General features: G+C 59.5%; 14 protein-coding genes and 1 pseudogene. 7 read left to right on the forward strand and 8 right to left on the reverse strand.

Going from position 1 to position 14,766, the window contains the following annotated elements:
* Positions 1 to 217 precede the first annotated feature (217 nt).
* The 5 genes from ACA073_RS02860 to ACA073_RS02880 all read left to right on the forward strand — a co-directional run bounded on the left by ACA073_RS02860 (position 218) and on the right by ACA073_RS02880 (position 5,623).
* The gene (locus ACA073_RS02860; RefSeq protein ID WP_092175879.1) at positions 218 to 1,132 is read left to right on the forward strand and encodes an ABC transporter permease subunit; all 915 of its coding nucleotides are present in this window, start codon (positions 218 to 220) and stop codon (positions 1,130 to 1,132) included.
* Between the two features lie 3 nt (positions 1,133 to 1,135).
* Positions 1,136 to 2,419: a high-affinity branched-chain amino acid ABC transporter permease LivM gene (gene livM, locus ACA073_RS02865; protein WP_497401489.1), complete on the forward strand. Its 1,284-nt coding sequence runs from the start codon at positions 1,136 to 1,138 to the stop codon at positions 2,417 to 2,419.
* Positions 2,416 to 3,288 (forward strand): ATP-binding cassette domain-containing protein, encoded by an 873-nt coding sequence (locus ACA073_RS02870; protein WP_497401490.1) that lies wholly within the window; start codon positions 2,416 to 2,418, stop codon positions 3,286 to 3,288. The genes livM and ACA073_RS02870 overlap by 4 nt, the downstream gene beginning before the upstream one ends.
* On the forward strand, positions 3,285 to 4,001 hold the full coding sequence (locus tag ACA073_RS02875; protein WP_497401492.1) for an ABC transporter ATP-binding protein: 717 nt from the start codon (positions 3,285 to 3,287) through the stop codon (positions 3,999 to 4,001). Before ACA073_RS02870 ends, ACA073_RS02875 begins: the two co-directional genes overlap by 4 nt.
* Positions 4,002 to 4,852: 851 nt before the next feature.
* On the forward strand, positions 4,853 to 5,623 hold the full coding sequence (locus ACA073_RS02880; protein WP_105340450.1) for an SDR family oxidoreductase: 771 nt from the start codon (positions 4,853 to 4,855) through the stop codon (positions 5,621 to 5,623).
* 118 nt (positions 5,624 to 5,741) lie between these two features.
* Here the strand turns inward: ACA073_RS02880 and ACA073_RS02885 are convergent, their stop codons facing one another.
* From ACA073_RS02885 to ACA073_RS02915, 7 genes are all read right to left on the reverse strand, one after another.
* A complete protein-coding gene (locus tag ACA073_RS02885) occupies positions 5,742 to 6,869 on the reverse strand; it encodes an AGE family epimerase/isomerase (protein ID WP_497401493.1) in 1,128 nt (375 codons plus the stop codon).
* Between the two features lie 173 nt (positions 6,870 to 7,042).
* Positions 7,043 to 7,615, reverse strand: coding sequence for a HupE/UreJ family protein (locus ACA073_RS02890; RefSeq protein WP_497401495.1), 573 nt, complete (start codon positions 7,613 to 7,615; stop codon positions 7,043 to 7,045).
* A gap of 34 nt (positions 7,616 to 7,649) precedes the next feature.
* The gene (gene ureG, locus ACA073_RS02895; protein WP_307337797.1) at positions 7,650 to 8,264 is read right to left on the reverse strand and encodes an urease accessory protein UreG; all 615 of its coding nucleotides are present in this window, start codon (positions 8,262 to 8,264) and stop codon (positions 7,650 to 7,652) included.
* Positions 8,265 to 8,286: 22 nt separating this feature from the next.
* Positions 8,287 to 8,961: an urease accessory protein UreF gene (locus ACA073_RS02900; RefSeq protein ID WP_497401497.1), complete on the reverse strand. Its 675-nt coding sequence runs from the start codon at positions 8,959 to 8,961 to the stop codon at positions 8,287 to 8,289.
* Positions 8,958 to 9,458: an urease accessory protein UreE gene (gene ureE / locus ACA073_RS02905; protein ID WP_497401499.1), complete on the reverse strand. Its 501-nt coding sequence runs from the start codon at positions 9,456 to 9,458 to the stop codon at positions 8,958 to 8,960. Before ureE ends, ACA073_RS02900 begins: the two co-directional genes overlap by 4 nt.
* Positions 9,459 to 9,729: 271 nt before the next feature.
* Complete coding sequence (locus tag ACA073_RS02910; protein WP_497401501.1) at positions 9,730 to 10,362, reverse strand: TetR family transcriptional regulator; 633 nt, start codon at positions 10,360 to 10,362, stop codon at positions 9,730 to 9,732.
* A 171-nt stretch (positions 10,363 to 10,533) separates the two neighbouring features.
* Positions 10,534 to 11,004, reverse strand: coding sequence for a hypothetical protein (locus ACA073_RS02915; RefSeq protein ID WP_497401503.1), 471 nt, complete (start codon positions 11,002 to 11,004; stop codon positions 10,534 to 10,536).
* Between the two features lie 387 nt (positions 11,005 to 11,391).
* Between ACA073_RS02915 and ACA073_RS02920 the strand changes: the two genes are divergently transcribed.
* On the forward strand, positions 11,392 to 13,467 hold the full coding sequence (locus ACA073_RS02920) for an AsmA family protein (protein ID WP_497401505.1): 2,076 nt from the start codon (positions 11,392 to 11,394) through the stop codon (positions 13,465 to 13,467).
* Positions 13,468 to 13,571: 104 nt separating this feature from the next.
* Here ACA073_RS02920 and ACA073_RS02925 read toward each other — a convergent pair.
* Positions 13,572 to 13,745, reverse strand: a pseudogene (locus ACA073_RS02925) (ferritin-like domain-containing protein); the annotation flags it as partial.
* A 101-nt stretch (positions 13,746 to 13,846) separates the two neighbouring features.
* Between ACA073_RS02925 and ACA073_RS02930 the strand changes: the two are divergent.
* The gene (locus ACA073_RS02930) at positions 13,847 to 14,737 is read left to right on the forward strand and encodes an alpha/beta fold hydrolase (RefSeq protein ID WP_497401507.1); all 891 of its coding nucleotides are present in this window, start codon (positions 13,847 to 13,849) and stop codon (positions 14,735 to 14,737) included.
* Positions 14,738 to 14,766 lie beyond the last annotated feature (29 nt).

Consider the following 14,766-nt stretch of genomic DNA (forward strand, 5'->3'; position numbering starts at 1 on the left):
TTCAGATGCTCCGTGGTCGCCGGACTTGCGACTGCTTCGCAGCCGAACGGGGATAAATCCCCTCGCCACAGGGTGTTCACTTTCAGCAGACTGAAATCAGTCATGGCTCGTCTGTCTTTTCTCGTAGAGCTGCACACAACCGTGTTGCGCGGGTGGCTGAACCCCGGTCCGTCGCACCCGGTTTCTGTGCAGTCTCTCAAATGCGTGAGATTGCGTTATGGATGGTATTTTCCTGCAGCAACTGGTCAACGGCCTGACCCTCGGGTCGGTCTATGGCCTGATCGCCATCGGCTACACAATGGTCTATGGCATCATCGGCATGATCAACTTCGCCCACGGCGAGGTTTACATGATTTCCGCTTACCTCGCGGCGATCAGTCTGGCTCTGCTGGCATACTTCGGTATTGAATCCTTCCCTCTGTTGATGCTTGGCACACTGGTCTTCACCATCATCGTCACGGCGGTGTATGGCTGGGTCATCGAGCGTGTGGCCTACAAACCCCTGCGTAACTCCACCCGACTGGCACCGCTGATCAGCGCCATCGGTATTTCGCTGATCCTGCAAAACTATGCACAGATCGCTCAGGGCGCGAAGCAACAAGGTGTTCCCACCTTGCTGACAGGTGCCTGGCGCGTCGAAGTCGGCACAGGTTTCGTGCAATTGACTTACACCAAGGTTTTTATTCTGGTCGCAGCGTTTGCCGGGATGGCCCTGCTGACCTACGTCATCAAGTACACCAAGCTCGGTCGCATGTGCCGCGCGACCCAGCAAGACCGCAAGATGGCCTCGATTCTGGGGATCAACACCGATCGCGTGATTTCCTACGTGTTCATCATCGGTGCAGCCATGGCGGCGCTGGCCGGCGTGCTGATTACCATGAACTACGGCACGTTCGACTTCTACGCAGGCTTCATCATCGGCATCAAGGCGTTCACCGCGGCGGTACTCGGCGGGATCGGCTCGCTGCCTGGTGCGATGCTCGGCGGGATCATTCTCGGGATTTCCGAGTCGCTGTTCTCCGGTCTGGTCAACTCGGACTACAAAGACGTTTTCAGCTTCTCGCTGCTCGTTCTCGTTCTGGTCTTTCGGCCTCAAGGCCTGCTCGGCCGTCCTCTTGTGTCGAAGGTGTAAGCGATGTCTTCAACCACTAAAAAAACAATTGATCTCAAAAGAAGCCTGGTTGACGCGATTCTTGCCGGTCTGGTCGCCCTCATTGTGTTCGGCCCGATTGTTGGCGTAGTCCTCGACGGCTACGGCTTCAATCTGGAAACGACCCGAGTGGCGTGGATTGTCGCCATCGTCATGGCCGGCCGCTTTGCCCTGAGCCTGTTCCTGCAAACGCCAAAGGGCCTGAAAATTCTTGATGGCTTTGAAAGCACTGGCTCCGGGGTTCATGTTCTGCCTCCCGATTACAAAACCCGGTTGCGCTGGATCATCCCGCTGGTGATCGTCATCGCCGTGGTGTTCCCGTTTTTCTCCAACTCGTACCTGCTGGGTGTGGTCATCCTCGGGTTGATTTACGTGCTGCTGGGCCTGGGGCTGAACATCGTGGTCGGTCTGGCCGGACTGCTCGACCTGGGTTATGTGGCGTTCTACGCCATCGGCGCCTATGGACTGGCGCTGGGTTACCAATACCTTGGGCTGGGTTTCTGGACGGTGCTGCCGCTGGCGGCGATCACTGCTGGCCTTGCTGGATGCATCCTCGGTTTTCCGGTGCTGCGTTTGCACGGTGACTACCTGGCGATCGTGACGCTGGGCTTCGGTGAAATCATCCGGTTGATCCTCAATAACTGGCTGTCCTTGACCGGTGGCCCGAATGGTATGGCCGCTCCGTTGCCAACCTTCTTCGGCATCGAGTTCGGCAAAAGGGCGAAAGAGGGCGGGGTGCCGTTCCATGAGTTCTTTGGCATCGCCTATAACCCGGACGTGAAGTATTACTTTATCTACGCGGTGTTGTTCCTGGTGGTACTGGCGGTGCTGCACATCAAGCACCGTTTGACCCGCATGCCGGTCGGTCGCGCCTGGGAAGCCTTGCGTGAAGACGAAATCGCCTGCCGTTCCATGGGGCTGAACCACGTGCTGGTCAAGCTTTCGGCGTTCACCATCGGTGCGTCGACGGCCGGTCTCGCGGGCGTGTTTTTCGCCACCTACCAAGGCTTCGTCAACCCGACCTCGTTCACCTTCTTTGAATCGGCCCTGATCCTTGCCATCGTGGTACTCGGCGGCATGGGCTCGACCATCGGCGTGGTCATCGCAGCGTTCGTGCTGACCGTGGCCCCGGAATTGCTGCGTGGCTTCGCGGAATACCGCGTGCTGCTGTTCGGCATCCTGATGGTGTTGATGATGATCTGGCGACCGCGCGGCCTGATTCGGATCAGCCGTACCGGTGTGACCCCGCGTAAAGGAGTAGCGCCATGAGCGAAGTCGTACTCTCGGTCGAGAAGCTGATGATGCACTTCGGCGGCATCAAGGCGTTGAACGATGTCAGCCTGAAGGTCAAGCGCAACTCGATCTTCGCCCTGATCGGCCCCAACGGCGCCGGCAAGACCACCGTGTTCAACTGCCTGACCGGGTTCTACAAGGCCTCGGGCGGCAAGATTGAACTCAACGTGCGTGGCGAGCGGACCGATGTCATCAAAATGCTGGGTGAACCGTTCAAGGCGACCGATTTTGTATCGCCGAAAAGCTTCCTCAGCCGGCTTCACTACAAGATGTTTGGCGGTACCCATCTGGTGAACCGTGCCGGTCTGGCGCGGACCTTCCAGAACATTCGCCTGTTCAAGGAAATGTCGGTGCTGGAAAACCTGCTGGTGGCCCAACACATGTGGGTCAACCGCGGCATGCTCGCCGGCATCCTCAACACCAAGGGTTACCGCAAGGCTGAAAGCGATGCGCTGGACCACGCCTTCTACTGGCTGGAAGTGGTGGACCTGGTGGACTGCGCCAACCGTCTGGCCGGTGAACTGTCCTATGGTCAGCAACGCCGTCTGGAAATCGCCCGGGCCATGTGCACCCGGCCGCAGATCATCTGCCTCGACGAACCGGCCGCCGGCCTCAACCCTCAGGAAACCGAAGCGCTGAGCGCGATGATCCGGCTGCTGCGCGACGAGCATGATCTGACCGTGGTGCTGATCGAACACGACATGGGCATGGTTATGAGCATTTCCGACCACATCGTGGTGCTGGACCACGGCATCGTCATCGCCGAGGGTGGCCCCGAGGCGATTCGCAACGACCCGAAAGTGATTGCGGCCTATCTGGGCGCCGATGAAGAGGAGGTGGTATGACCCAACCCATCCTCGAACTCAAAGACCTCGACGTGTTTTACGGGCCGATCCAGGCCCTGAAGAACGTCTCGCTGCACATCAACGAAGGTGAAACCGTCAGCCTGATCGGCTCCAACGGCGCGGGCAAGTCGACCCTGCTGATGTCGATCTTCGGTCAGCCACGGGCGGCAGACGGGCAGATCATCTATCAAGGTGTGGACATTACCCACAAGTCGTCGCACTACATCGCTTCCAACGGTATCGCACAATCGCCGGAAGGCCGGCGCGTATTCCCCGACATGACCGTCGAGGAAAACCTGTTGATGGGCACTATTCCGATCGGCGACAAATACGCCAAGGAAGACATGCAGCGCATGTTCGAGCTGTTTCCGCGGCTCGAAGAGCGGCGCACCCAGCGCGCCATGACCATGTCCGGTGGTGAGCAGCAAATGCTCGCCATCGCCCGTGCGCTGATGAGCCGGCCCAAGCTGCTGCTGCTCGACGAGCCGAGCCTGGGTCTGGCGCCGATCGTGGTGAAGCAGATCTTCGCCACCCTGCGGGAGCTGGCCAAGACCGGCATGACCATCTTCCTGGTCGAGCAGAACGCCAACCATGCGCTCAAGCTGTCCGACCGGGCGTATGTAATGGTCAACGGCGAGATCCGCATCACAGGCACCGGCAAGGAGCTGCTGGTGAATGAGGAGGTGCGTAACGCTTATCTCGGCGGGCATTGAGTCCTGTTGAAATATCCAAAGCCCCGACGAGCAATCGCCGGGGCTTTTTTACATCTCCAACTCACCACAAACCCTGTGGGAGCGGGCTTGCTCGCGAAGACGGCGTCACATTCAACATCATCGGCACAGATCCACCGTTTCGCGAGCAAGTCGAATCGTCGCACCGCCGCTCCCACATGTCCGCGTAAGGTTTCGGTGAATTGTGGAAAACAAATTTACCAAGCTCTCAAAGCGCGACATAAAGCCGCTGCAAATAGTTGTTTTGTCACGGTTTTGACTTGTCCCCGTTTGCTGTGGAGCTGGCTGTGAATAACGTGGGAGTAGCTGGCTGAGGGCCTTTAGTTACGTGGCTTGCAGAGATATGGTTGTTTTTTGATCAGGGCTTTTTACCGGGCCGAAGCTTAGCGTTGTCAATCTTTTTATTGGCTGCGAAACCAGCCCGAAACGGAGGGACGATGCCTGTGGATAAGTCTGTGGTTAAACTCTGGAAAGACTCGGCTGAGGGCCGTAGTTACTGGCTTGGCGCCATCGTTGGTTTTCCGGGTCCATCGTGCAAAATGCCTTGGGCTACACAGTGAACCCCTCAGGGTCAAGCAAAAAACTTTGTAATCTGCCCGCAAAGCCCTGTGCACAGCGGCTTTCAGCTTTTTTACTTGCCCCCGGAAACTGTGGACCGGCCTGTGGATAACGTGCGCGTACATGGCTACAGGCCACGGGGGATATGGCGTCGCTGGCTCTGATCGTTTTTTGTACAGCTTTTGTGGTGGTTGCCGCTTTCGGCAAGGCCGGGCATGCTGCCAGCTGATTTTCTATTCCAAAGGCTGCCCGTCGGCCGAAGCAAGGAGAACACGATGTCCAACACCCTGTTTATTACCGGCGCAACTTCCGGTTTTGGTGAAGCCTGTGCCCGTCGTTTTGCCGAGGCTGGCTGGAAGCTGGTGCTGACAGGTCGTCGTGAAGAACGCCTCAATGCCCTGTGTGCCGAGTTGTCGAAGCAGACCGAGGTCCATGGCCTGGTGCTCGACGTGCGTGATCGCAAGGCCATGGAGGAGGCGATTGCCAACCTGCCGCCGTCCTTCGCCAAGCTACGCGGGCTGATCAATAACGCCGGCCTGGCGCTGGGCGTTGACCCTGCACCGAAGTGCAACCTTGATGATTGGGACACCATGGTCGACACCAACATCAAAGGCCTGATGTACAGCACTCGTTTGCTGTTGCCGCGCCTGATCGCCCATGGCCGTGGCGCCAGCATCGTCAACCTCGGTTCCATCGCCGGTAACTATCCGTATCCGGGCAGTCACGTGTATGGCGCGAGCAAGGCGTTCGTCAAACAGTTCTCACTGAACCTGCGCTGCGACCTGCAAGGCACGGGCGTGCGTGTCAGCAACATTGAGCCGGGGCTGTGTGAAAGCGAGTTCTCGCTGGTGCGCTTTGCCGGTGACCAGGAGCGGTACAACGCGACCTACGCCGGTGCCGAACCGATCCAGCCGCAAGACATCGCCGAGACCATTTTCTGGGTGCTCAATGCGCCGGCCCACATCAACATCAACAGCCTTGAATTGATGCCGGTGAGCCAGACGTGGAGCGGGTTTGCGATTGAGCGTAATGGTGGCAAGGCGTAAGACCGAGTCATCGTTCTTCGCGAGCAAGCCCGCTCCCACAGGTTTTGTGTTGAATCGCCTTTTTGCGAACGACACAAACCCTGTGGGAGCGGGCTTGCTCGCGAAAGCGGCGGGACAGTCAGCTGAGATAGTCGGCCAATCCGCGATAGCAGGTCGCCAAGTGATAAGGCGTGGTCGAAGGCATGTCCTGACGGCTAACTTCACCGTTCTCATCACGACACTCATACCAACCACCCGCATGCAGCGAGCGCAGCTGCAACGCCTGCAATTGGCGCTGCACCGCAGTGTCGCTGTCCGGACGCAAGGTCAGCGCACGCAGGTATTCAGCCTGAGCCCAGATGCGTTGGGTGCCATCCTTCGATTGCCCGTCCAGCGTGAGCATTGCCTGCACGGCGCCAGTCTTTTGATCGACGCCCAATCGCTCGGTGAACGCAAAGGCGCGCTCCAGCGAAGCGTGCAGTGTCGAGCTGCGCAACAACGGTGAAGACTCCAGCAAAAAATACCATTCGAACTGATGTCCCGGTTCGAACCAGTTATCCACAGCGCCCAGCGGCTTTTCCATCAGCACACCGTGCTGCGGATCGATAAAGCGCTTCTGCATCGCTGTGCATAACTCGACGAGCGCGTCCTGCGCTGCGGCGTCTTTGCGTACCGATAGGGTGGCGAGGAACGCCTCGGCCAGGTGCATCAGCGGGTTTTGCAGTGGCCCGCTGTTCAACGACGACCAGTCACGTTCGAGGCAGGCTTCGTACAGGCCGTCGCCCGTGGCAAAACGCTGCGCAACCACTTCCAGCACGGCATTGAGCACCGATTCCACCAGCGGCTCGCGAACCTTGTCCCAGTAATGGGCGCAGGCGAAGAGAATGAAGGCGTGGGTGTAGAGATCCTTGCGCTGGTCCAGCGGAGCACCCTGCGGATCGATGCTGTAGAACCAGCCACCGTGTTCAGCGTCATGGAAATGTTGCTGCAACGAGCGGAACAACGCCGCGGCCCGTTCTTCGGCGCCCGGCACCTCGCCGATCAGGCTGGAAAACACATACAGCTGCCGCGCGCAGGCCATGGCCCGGTAGCGTTGCGGTGGCAAGGGTTGATGCCCGGCGTCCAGCGCCTCGTAGGGCAGCGCCAGCTCGGCATTCCAGCCGGGGCCTTGCCAGAGGGGCACGATCACGTCCTGGAAATGCGCTTGCACAGTGGCAAACAGAGCGGTCAATTCAGGCTGGGAGGCGGAGCGGGAAACAGGCGGCATTGGCTGGCGTCGTCACGGCAGGTTTGATTGCGCGACATGTTATCAGGCCTGAGAGATGTGGTGTCTGTCAGACCGCCTTCGCGAGCAAGCCCGCTCCCACAGTAGATGTGTGTACGCAGGACTAATGTGGGAGCGGGCTTGCTCGCGAAGAGGCCATCACCGGCAATACAAAATCAACCCGCCAACAACCAGACCCCGGTCGCCGCCGAAGCCGCACCCGCCATTCGAACCAACGGCGCCGCCGCTTGCGGCAACACACGAACCACCGCATAACCCGCCGCGTGCAATATCGCCGTCGCCGCCACAAACCCTGCGGCATACGCCCACGGACTCGACATGTCCGGCAATTCCAGCCCATGCGCCACACCATGGAACAACGCAAACAACGCCGTCGCACCCACCGCCACGCTCAATGGCGGACGCACCGCCAGTGCCACCGCCAGGCCCAGCGCCAGCACCGACGCCGCAATCCCGCTTTCCAGCGCCGGCAGGTTCAGCCCTTCAAACCCCAGCAACCCGCCGATCAGCAGGGTGCCGGCAAACGTGCACGGCAGCGCCCAACGCGCCGCGCCTTTCTGCTGCGCCGCCCACAGCCCGACCGCAACCATTGCCAGCAAGTGATCGAGGCCGCCAATCGGGTGGCTGATGCCGGCGATCAAACCATTGTCGCCGTGACCGGGGTGGGCGAAGGCGATGGCCGGGGTCAGCAGCAGGGCCATGGCGCCGAGAATGCGTTTAAGTGACATGGAGAAGCTTCCTTGTTGATAAGTTTGATCGTAATCAGGCTGCGGTCAGCAAGCCCTGGCGTTCGATGAAGGCGATGATTTCTTCCAGGCCCAGCCCGGTTTTCTGGTTGCTGAAGACAAAAGGTTTGCCGTTGCGCATGCGCTTCGTGTCGCTGTCCATCATCTCCAGCGACGCGCCGACCAGTGGCGCGAGGTCGATCTTGTTGATCACCAGCAGATCGGATTTACAGATTCCCGGCCCGCCCTTGCGGGGCAGCTTGTCACCGGCAGAAACGTCGATCACGTAGATCGTCAGGTCCGACAGTTCCGGGCTGAACGTGGCCGACAGATTGTCGCCACCGGACTCCACCAGAATCAGGTCCAGCCCCGGAAAGCGGCGGTTCAATTGATCCACGGCTTCAAGGTTGATCGAGGCGTCTTCGCGGATCGCCGTGTGCGGGCAGCCGCCGGTTTCCACGCCGATGATCCGCTCCGGCGCCAGGGCTTCGTTGCGTACCAGAAAGTCGGCGTCTTCGCGGGTGTAGATGTCGTTGGTCACGACGGCCAGGTTGTAGCGGTCGCGCAACGCCAGGCACAGGGCTAAAGTCAAAGCGGTTTTGCCGGAACCGACCGGGCCGCCGATGCCGACGCGCAGAGGTTGTGTGTTCATGTGATTCTCCAAAATAAAGGCCCTAGGAACGGAACAGACGGCTGTACTGGCGCTCATGGGCCATGCACGCCAGGGACAGGCCGAAAGCGGCGCTGCCATAGTGTTCGGGGTTGATTCGGGTGGCGTTCTGCTGGGCTTCCTGCAGCAGCGGCAGCAGTTCGCTGGTCAGGCGTTGCGCAGCTTGCTGGCCCAGCGGCAGGGTTTTCATCAGCACCGCCAACTGGTTTTCCAGCCAGCTCCAGAGCCAGGCGGCCAGCGCGTCTTGCGGGCTGATGTGCCAGGCGCGCGCAGCCAGCGCCCAGCCGAGTGCGAGGTGCGGTTCGGGACGTTGTTCGAGAAAGGCACGGGCCGGTGCATCGAGTTCCGGCAAACCGTTGAGCAGTTGCTGCAAGGAATAACCCATCTGCCGGCTTTCCTGATGCAACTCGCGAGTTTCCCGACTGGCGCGGTGTTCTTCGCAACGTTGCAACAGTTCGCCCCAGTGTTCATCGGCGGCGGCCACACAATGGGCGAGCAGCAACGGCGCTTCGAAACGCGCCAGATTCAGCAGTAATTGATCGCTGATCCAGCGGCGTGCGCTGTCGGCATCATTCACCCGGCCGTTATCCACCGCCATTTCCAGCCCCTGGGAATAGCTGTAGCCGCCAATCGGCAATTGCGGACTCGCCAGGCGCAACAGCGCCCAGGCCGGGTTCATAGACGTACGCCAAACTGGTGCAATTTCGGCGGATAGTTGAAGTCCTCGTCGCCATGCCGGGAGTGGTGATGACCGCCGCCATAGGCGCCGTGCTCGGGTTGGAAGGGTGCTTCGATACTCTCGGTGTTGGCGCCGAGTTGCTCGAGCATCGCCTTGAGCACGTAATCATCGAGCAGGCGCAGCCAGCCATCACCGACTTGCAGGGCGACGTGGCGATTGCCGAGGTGATACGCGGCACGGGTCAGCTCGAAAGCGTTGGCGCAGGTGACGTGCAGCAGTTGTTCGGGGCGGGCGCAGACGCGGACGATGCGACCGTCCTCGGCTTCCAGGCATTCGCCGTCATACAGCGGCGGCTGACCGCGCTCCAAAAACAACCCGACGTCTTCACCCTCGGCACTGAAACAGCGCAAACGGCTTTTGCTCCGGGCTTCGAACGTCAGGTGCAATACAGCGGCCCAGACGGGTTGAGGGTCGATTCTGCGATGAATCACCAGCATCGGAAGGCTTCCAGCAATGGACATTGCTGTGGTTAGAGCAAGGGGCTTGCCAATCGGGGGAAGTGTAGGAAATGCCTGTCGGAAGCGTGGGGCGAGGTGAGGTAGGGTGGGGGTTTTGGGTGAAGTTGGTGCGAGGGGTTTTTGGCTGCACCAAATTGCAGCGTTGAAGGCTTTTTGTGGGAGCGGGCTTGCTCGCGAAAGGGCCGTTACATTCAACATCTCTGTCGACTGATACACCGTTTTCGCGAGCAAGCCCGCTCCCACAAGGGGGTCATTCGGTGCTGCCGAGGCCTTTCCAGTGTTTGAGGCCGATAAAGATAAACCGCAGCTGCTGGGTAATCTTCGCCTGTGGTGTCAGATGCTCGGGCAATGCTTCTGCCGGAGGATCGATAATATCGGGCAAGGTCGCGAACACACTTTTAACGATGAGATCGGCCATGACGCTCAGCCCGGCCATGTCCAGATGTTGCAGCTTCGGCATCAGCGACAGGTCGGCCGCCAGGTCCGAGCTGATGTTTTCGCGCAACCGACCGATGGCCAGGCGCACCGGCAGCGAACCGCCGTACTGCTCGCGGGCGAGAAACAGGAATTGCGAACGATTGGCTGACACAACGTCGAGAAAGATCCGCACCGAGGCGTCGATGATGCCGCCCATCACGAACTCGTTGTGGCGCACCAGGCGGATGGTTTCGCGGAAGGTTTGACCGACTTCGCTCACCAGCACCAGGCCCAGTTCATCCATATCGGCGAAATGCCGGTAGAAACCGGTAGGGACAATGCCGGCAGTCTTCGCCACTTCGCGCAGGCTCAGGCTGCCGAATCCTCGGCCGCATTCCATCAAATGGCGGGCAGCGTCCATCAGAGCGTTACGGGTTTGTTGTTTCTGTTCGGCGCGGGGCAGCATCGCAAGGGTGTTTTCTGGACAAGACAGCGACGCACTCTAGCAAATCGGCTTTGCCGGCGTCGAACGACTAACGGGGGATAACTAAAAGGGGGGCAGGGCGGGGATAGGGTGCTTCTATAAAGTCAAAAGCCCAATCCGTGGATTGGGCTTTTTTTCGGGGCCGCCATGGGCTTAGCTCAAAGCGCTGTTGCGTTCGATCACGCGGTCACCACCACCTTCAGCGAGGGTTTGACCTTGTGGAGTGCGGTCGGAGCCGTCAGCCGCGAGGGTTTGACCTTGTGGGGTGCGATCGGAGCCGTCAGCAGCAAGGGTTTGGCCTTGTGGAGTGCGATCGGAACCATCTGCAGCGAGGGTTTGACCTTGTGGAGTGCGATCGGAACCGTCAGCGGCCAAGGTTTGACCCTGTGGGGTGCGATCGGAACCGTCAGCGGCCAGTGTTTGACCTTGTGGAGTGCGGTCCGAACCATCTTGAGTGATCAGGCCTTTTTCTTTCAGGCGTTCATTACCACCTTCGGCAACGGTCTGGCTGAACACCGAGTGGGCGGATTTCACTTGTGGGGTTGCCTGATCAGCAGCTGGCAAAGCGAAAGCGGTGCTGGCCAGCATGGAGAGGGTAAGGCTAAGCAGTAATTGGCGTTTCATGATGGGGTGCTCCGTAGGAGGGCTTTAAAATGGGTACGAGAGCAATGCTACTCTCGATAAGTCGATATAAAAGTTCATAAACGCAATGGTAATAATCAACGGAATTGATTGTTCCGTGCGGAGGCTCTAGAGCGGTCCTTTCCGGCGAATGTTTTCGCACTGATTTGGGTATTTTCGACCCACTGGCGCCGCGCAAAAGTGCGGGGGTGGTAACGCCGGATTCGAGAGCAGAGTGTCCCCGACCGATTATTTGAGTGTTAAGCCGCATTTCGGTTAAACCTGCGGGCCATTTCCCAGTCCTAGGTTTCATGGCCGGCCGGTTCTGGCCCAACGTTTCACACGTGCGTCGCAGTCAGGGCGCTCAGTCGTCTTCAGGAGCCCTGTGCAATGACGCGCACCCCGAAAATTTTTGCATGGACCTTTGCCAGCCTGGTTGTGCTGCTGGCGATACTGGTTCTGATCATCGTGTTCTTCGATTTGAACCGGATCAAACCGACGATTAACAACAAAGTCTCCGAAGAGCTGCATCGACCGTTTGCCATCAATGGCAACCTCGCGGTGGTCTGGCGGCGTGAGCTCGACGAAGGTGGATGGCGCGCCTGGGTGCCGTGGCCGCATGTGGTGGCAGAGGACCTGAGCCTGGGCAACCCGGACTGGTCGAAGCAGCCGCAGATGGTCACGCTCAAACGCGTCGAGCTGCGCATTTCGCCGCTCGCCTTGTTGGCGCAACGCTTGACGATCCCGCGCATTGACTTGACCGAACCGAACGCAGACCTCCAGCGTCTGGCCGATGGCCGCGCAAACTGGACGTTCAAGCTCGACCCGAAAGACCCGAACGCCGAACCTTCCAATTGGGTGGTCGATATAGGCGCAATCGGCTTCGACAAGGGCCACGTCACCCTTGACGACCAGAGCCTGAAAACCCAGCTCGACCTGATCATCGACCCACTGGGCAAACCGATTCCGTTCAGCGATATCGTCGGCGACAAAGCGGCGAAAACCGCGCAAGAGAAGGGCGCTGCACCTCAGGACTACGCGTTCGCCCTGAAGGTCAAAGGCCAGTACCACGGCCAGAAACTTGCTGGCGAAGGCAAGATTGGCGGTCTGTTGGCCTTGCAGGATTCGGCCCGACCGTTCCCGCTCCAGGCCCAGCTAAAGATCGCTGATACCAGCGTCGAGCTCGCGGGCACGCTGACCGATCCGCTCAATCTCGGCGCTTTGGACCTGCGGCTGAAACTGGCCGGCAGCAGCCTCGGCAACCTCTATCCGCTGACCGGCGTGACCCTGCCGGATTCACCGCCCTACGCCACGGATGGCCACTTGATCGCCAAGCTGCACGAGGCGGGCGGCGCGGTATTCCGTTATGAAGAGTTCAACGGCAAGATCGGTGAGAGCGACATTCATGGCAGCCTGGCCTACGTCGCCAGCCAGCCACGGCCGAAACTCAGCGGTTCGCTGATTTCCAATCAACTATTGTTTGCTGACCTTGCGCCCTTGATTGGCGCAGACTCCAACGCCAAACAAAAGGCCCGTGGCGGTGAAAGCAAGCAGCCGGCGGACAAGGTGTTGCCGGTCGAAGAGTTCAAGACCGAGCGCTGGCGCGACATGGACGCGGATGTCGAATTCACCGGCAAACGCATCGTCCACAGTGCAAAACTGCCGTTCAATGACCTTTATACCCACCTGGTGTTGACCGATGGCGTGCTCAGCCTCGAGCCCCTGCGTTTCGGCGTGGCTGGCGGCAAGCTGGAGGCGCAGATTCGCCTGAACGGTCGCACCGAGCCGTTGGAAGGCAATGCCAAACTCACCGCGCGCGGGTTCAAACTCAAGCAGTTGTTCCCGACCTTTGAGCCGATGAAGACCAGTTTCGGCGAGCTTAACGGCGATGCCGACATCAGCGGTCGCGGCAATTCGGTGGCCAAGCTGCTGGGCACCGCCAATGGCAATCTGAAGATGCTGATCAACGACGGCGCGATCAGTCGTGAGTTGATGGAGCTGGCCGGACTCAACGTCGGCAACTATGTGGTCGGCAAGATCTTTGGTGACAAGGAAGTGAAGATCAATTGCGCGGCTGCGGACTTCGACATCAAGACCGGCCTGGCCACCACGCGCCTGTTCGTCTTCGATACCGAAAACGCGATCATCTACATCGATGGCACGGCGAACATGGCGACCGAGCAACTGGATTTGACGGTTACGCCGGAATCAAAAGGCTGGCGCCTGATTTCGCTGCGCTCGCCGCTGTATGTGCGGGGCAAGTTCATCAAGCCGGATGCCGGTGTGAAAGCGGTGCCGCTGATACTGCGCGGTGCGGGGATGGTGGCGTTGGGTGTGATTGCTGCGCCGGCGGCGGGGTTGCTGGCGTTGGTGGCACCGAGTGGCGGTGAGCCGAATCAGTGTGCGCCGTTGTTGCAACAGATGAAGGCGGGGAAGGCGCCGGTGACTGTTAAACCTTCCAAATAAATCTACGGCGTCCATGAAGACGCCTTCGCGGGCAAGCCCGCTCCCACAGGAGAATGCATTCCAAATGTGGGAGCGGGCTTGCTCGCGAAGCGGTCTGTCAGGCGCTACAAATCTTTCAGGATGTCCGCCATATCATCCGCATGCTCTTCTTCCTGAGCCAGGATGTCTTCGAAGATGCGCCGTGTAGTCGGGTCTTTGTCGCCAATGTTCTGAATGATCTCGCGGTAGCTGTCGATGGCGATGCGTTCGGCGACCAGGTCTTTGTAGACCATCTCTTTGATTGACATAGACTGGTCATCGAGTTGTCATTTTTGATAACGATGCTTGGCTGCTGTCATTTAGCCTTGCGTCACCTAACCGATCACAAGGATGTCCGTTCATGTCGCAAGGTTCTGCCACGCGTTATCCGTTGGTGCTGGTCCCGGGAATGCTCGGGTTTATCCGTCTGGTGCTTTATCCGTACTGGTACGGGATCGTGGCGGCGTTGCGCGAAGGGGGGGCGACGGTGATTGCGGTGCAGGTCTCGCCGCTCCACTCGACTGAGGTGCGCGGCGAACAATTGTTGACGCGCATCGACGAGATCCTGCGGGAAACCGGTGCCGAGAAGGTCAACCTGATCGGCCACAGCCAGGGCTCGCTGACCGCCCGTTACGCCGCGGCGAAACGCCCGGATCGCGTGGCGTCTGTCACGTCGGTGGCGGGGCCCAATCACGGCTCGGAACTGGCGGATTACCTGCAAAAGCATTACCCGGCGGACAGCACGAAGGGGAGGCTGCTCGCATTTTTTCTTTGGATCATTGCCGCGTTGATGAGCCTGCTGGAAACCGGCTATCGCGGGCCGAAGCTGCCGGTGGATATTCACGCCTCCCATGAATCGCTGACGACTGCCGGCGTGACGCTGTTCAATCAGCGTTATCCACAGGGCTTGCCTGATACCTGGGGCGGGCACGGGCCGGAAGAGGTCAACGGCGTACGCTATTACTCGTGGTCTGGCACTTTGCAGCCGGGTAAAACCGATCGCGGGCGCAATCTGTTCGACGGGACCAATTGCAGTTGTCGGTTGTTTGCCAAAACCTTTGTGCGCGAAGTCGGGCATTGCGACGGGATGGTCGGGCGTTACAGCTCGCATCTGGGAACGGTGATCGGCGATGAGTATCCGCTGGATCACTTCGACATCGTCAATCAGTCGCTGGGACTGGTGGGGAAGGGGGCCGAGCCGGTCCGGTTGTTTGTCGAGCATGCGGCGCGGTTGAAAGCGGCGGGGGTGTGAAAGTCAGTTAGACCGCGTCATCGTTCTTC

Source organism: Pseudomonas sp. LBUM1670, from assembly GCF_059695695.1.

What these genes read in the sequence shown, in the direction of transcription:
- ACA073_RS02915 (WP_497401503.1), bottom strand. Translation starts at nt 11,004, where the DNA reads ATGAAACGCCAATTACTGCTTAGCCTTACCCTCTCCATGCTGGCCAGC.
- ACA073_RS02860 (WP_092175879.1), top strand. Translation starts at nt 218, where the DNA reads ATGGATGGTATTTTCCTGCAGCAACTGGTCAACGGCCTGACCCTCGGG.
- ACA073_RS02875 (WP_497401492.1), top strand. Translation starts at nt 3,285, where the DNA reads ATGACCCAACCCATCCTCGAACTCAAAGACCTCGACGTGTTTTACGGG.
- ACA073_RS02890 (WP_497401495.1), bottom strand. Translation starts at nt 7,615, where the DNA reads ATGTCACTTAAACGCATTCTCGGCGCCATGGCCCTGCTGCTGACCCCG.
- ACA073_RS02880 (WP_105340450.1), top strand. Translation starts at nt 4,853, where the DNA reads ATGTCCAACACCCTGTTTATTACCGGCGCAACTTCCGGTTTTGGTGAA.
- ureG (WP_307337797.1), bottom strand. Translation starts at nt 8,264, where the DNA reads ATGAACACACAACCTCTGCGCGTCGGCATCGGCGGCCCGGTCGGTTCC.
- ACA073_RS02885 (WP_497401493.1), bottom strand. Translation starts at nt 6,869, where the DNA reads ATGCCGCCTGTTTCCCGCTCCGCCTCCCAGCCTGAATTGACCGCTCTG.
- ACA073_RS02870 (WP_497401490.1), top strand. Translation starts at nt 2,416, where the DNA reads ATGAGCGAAGTCGTACTCTCGGTCGAGAAGCTGATGATGCACTTCGGC.
- livM (WP_497401489.1), top strand. Translation starts at nt 1,136, where the DNA reads ATGTCTTCAACCACTAAAAAAACAATTGATCTCAAAAGAAGCCTGGTT.
- ACA073_RS02930 (WP_497401507.1), top strand. Translation starts at nt 13,847, where the DNA reads ATGTCGCAAGGTTCTGCCACGCGTTATCCGTTGGTGCTGGTCCCGGGA.
- ureE (WP_497401499.1), bottom strand. Translation starts at nt 9,458, where the DNA reads ATGCTGGTGATTCATCGCAGAATCGACCCTCAACCCGTCTGGGCCGCT.
- ACA073_RS02920 (WP_497401505.1), top strand. Translation starts at nt 11,392, where the DNA reads ATGACGCGCACCCCGAAAATTTTTGCATGGACCTTTGCCAGCCTGGTT.
- ACA073_RS02900 (WP_497401497.1), bottom strand. Translation starts at nt 8,961, where the DNA reads ATGAACCCGGCCTGGGCGCTGTTGCGCCTGGCGAGTCCGCAATTGCCG.
- ACA073_RS02910 (WP_497401501.1), bottom strand. Translation starts at nt 10,362, where the DNA reads ATGCTGCCCCGCGCCGAACAGAAACAACAAACCCGTAACGCTCTGATG.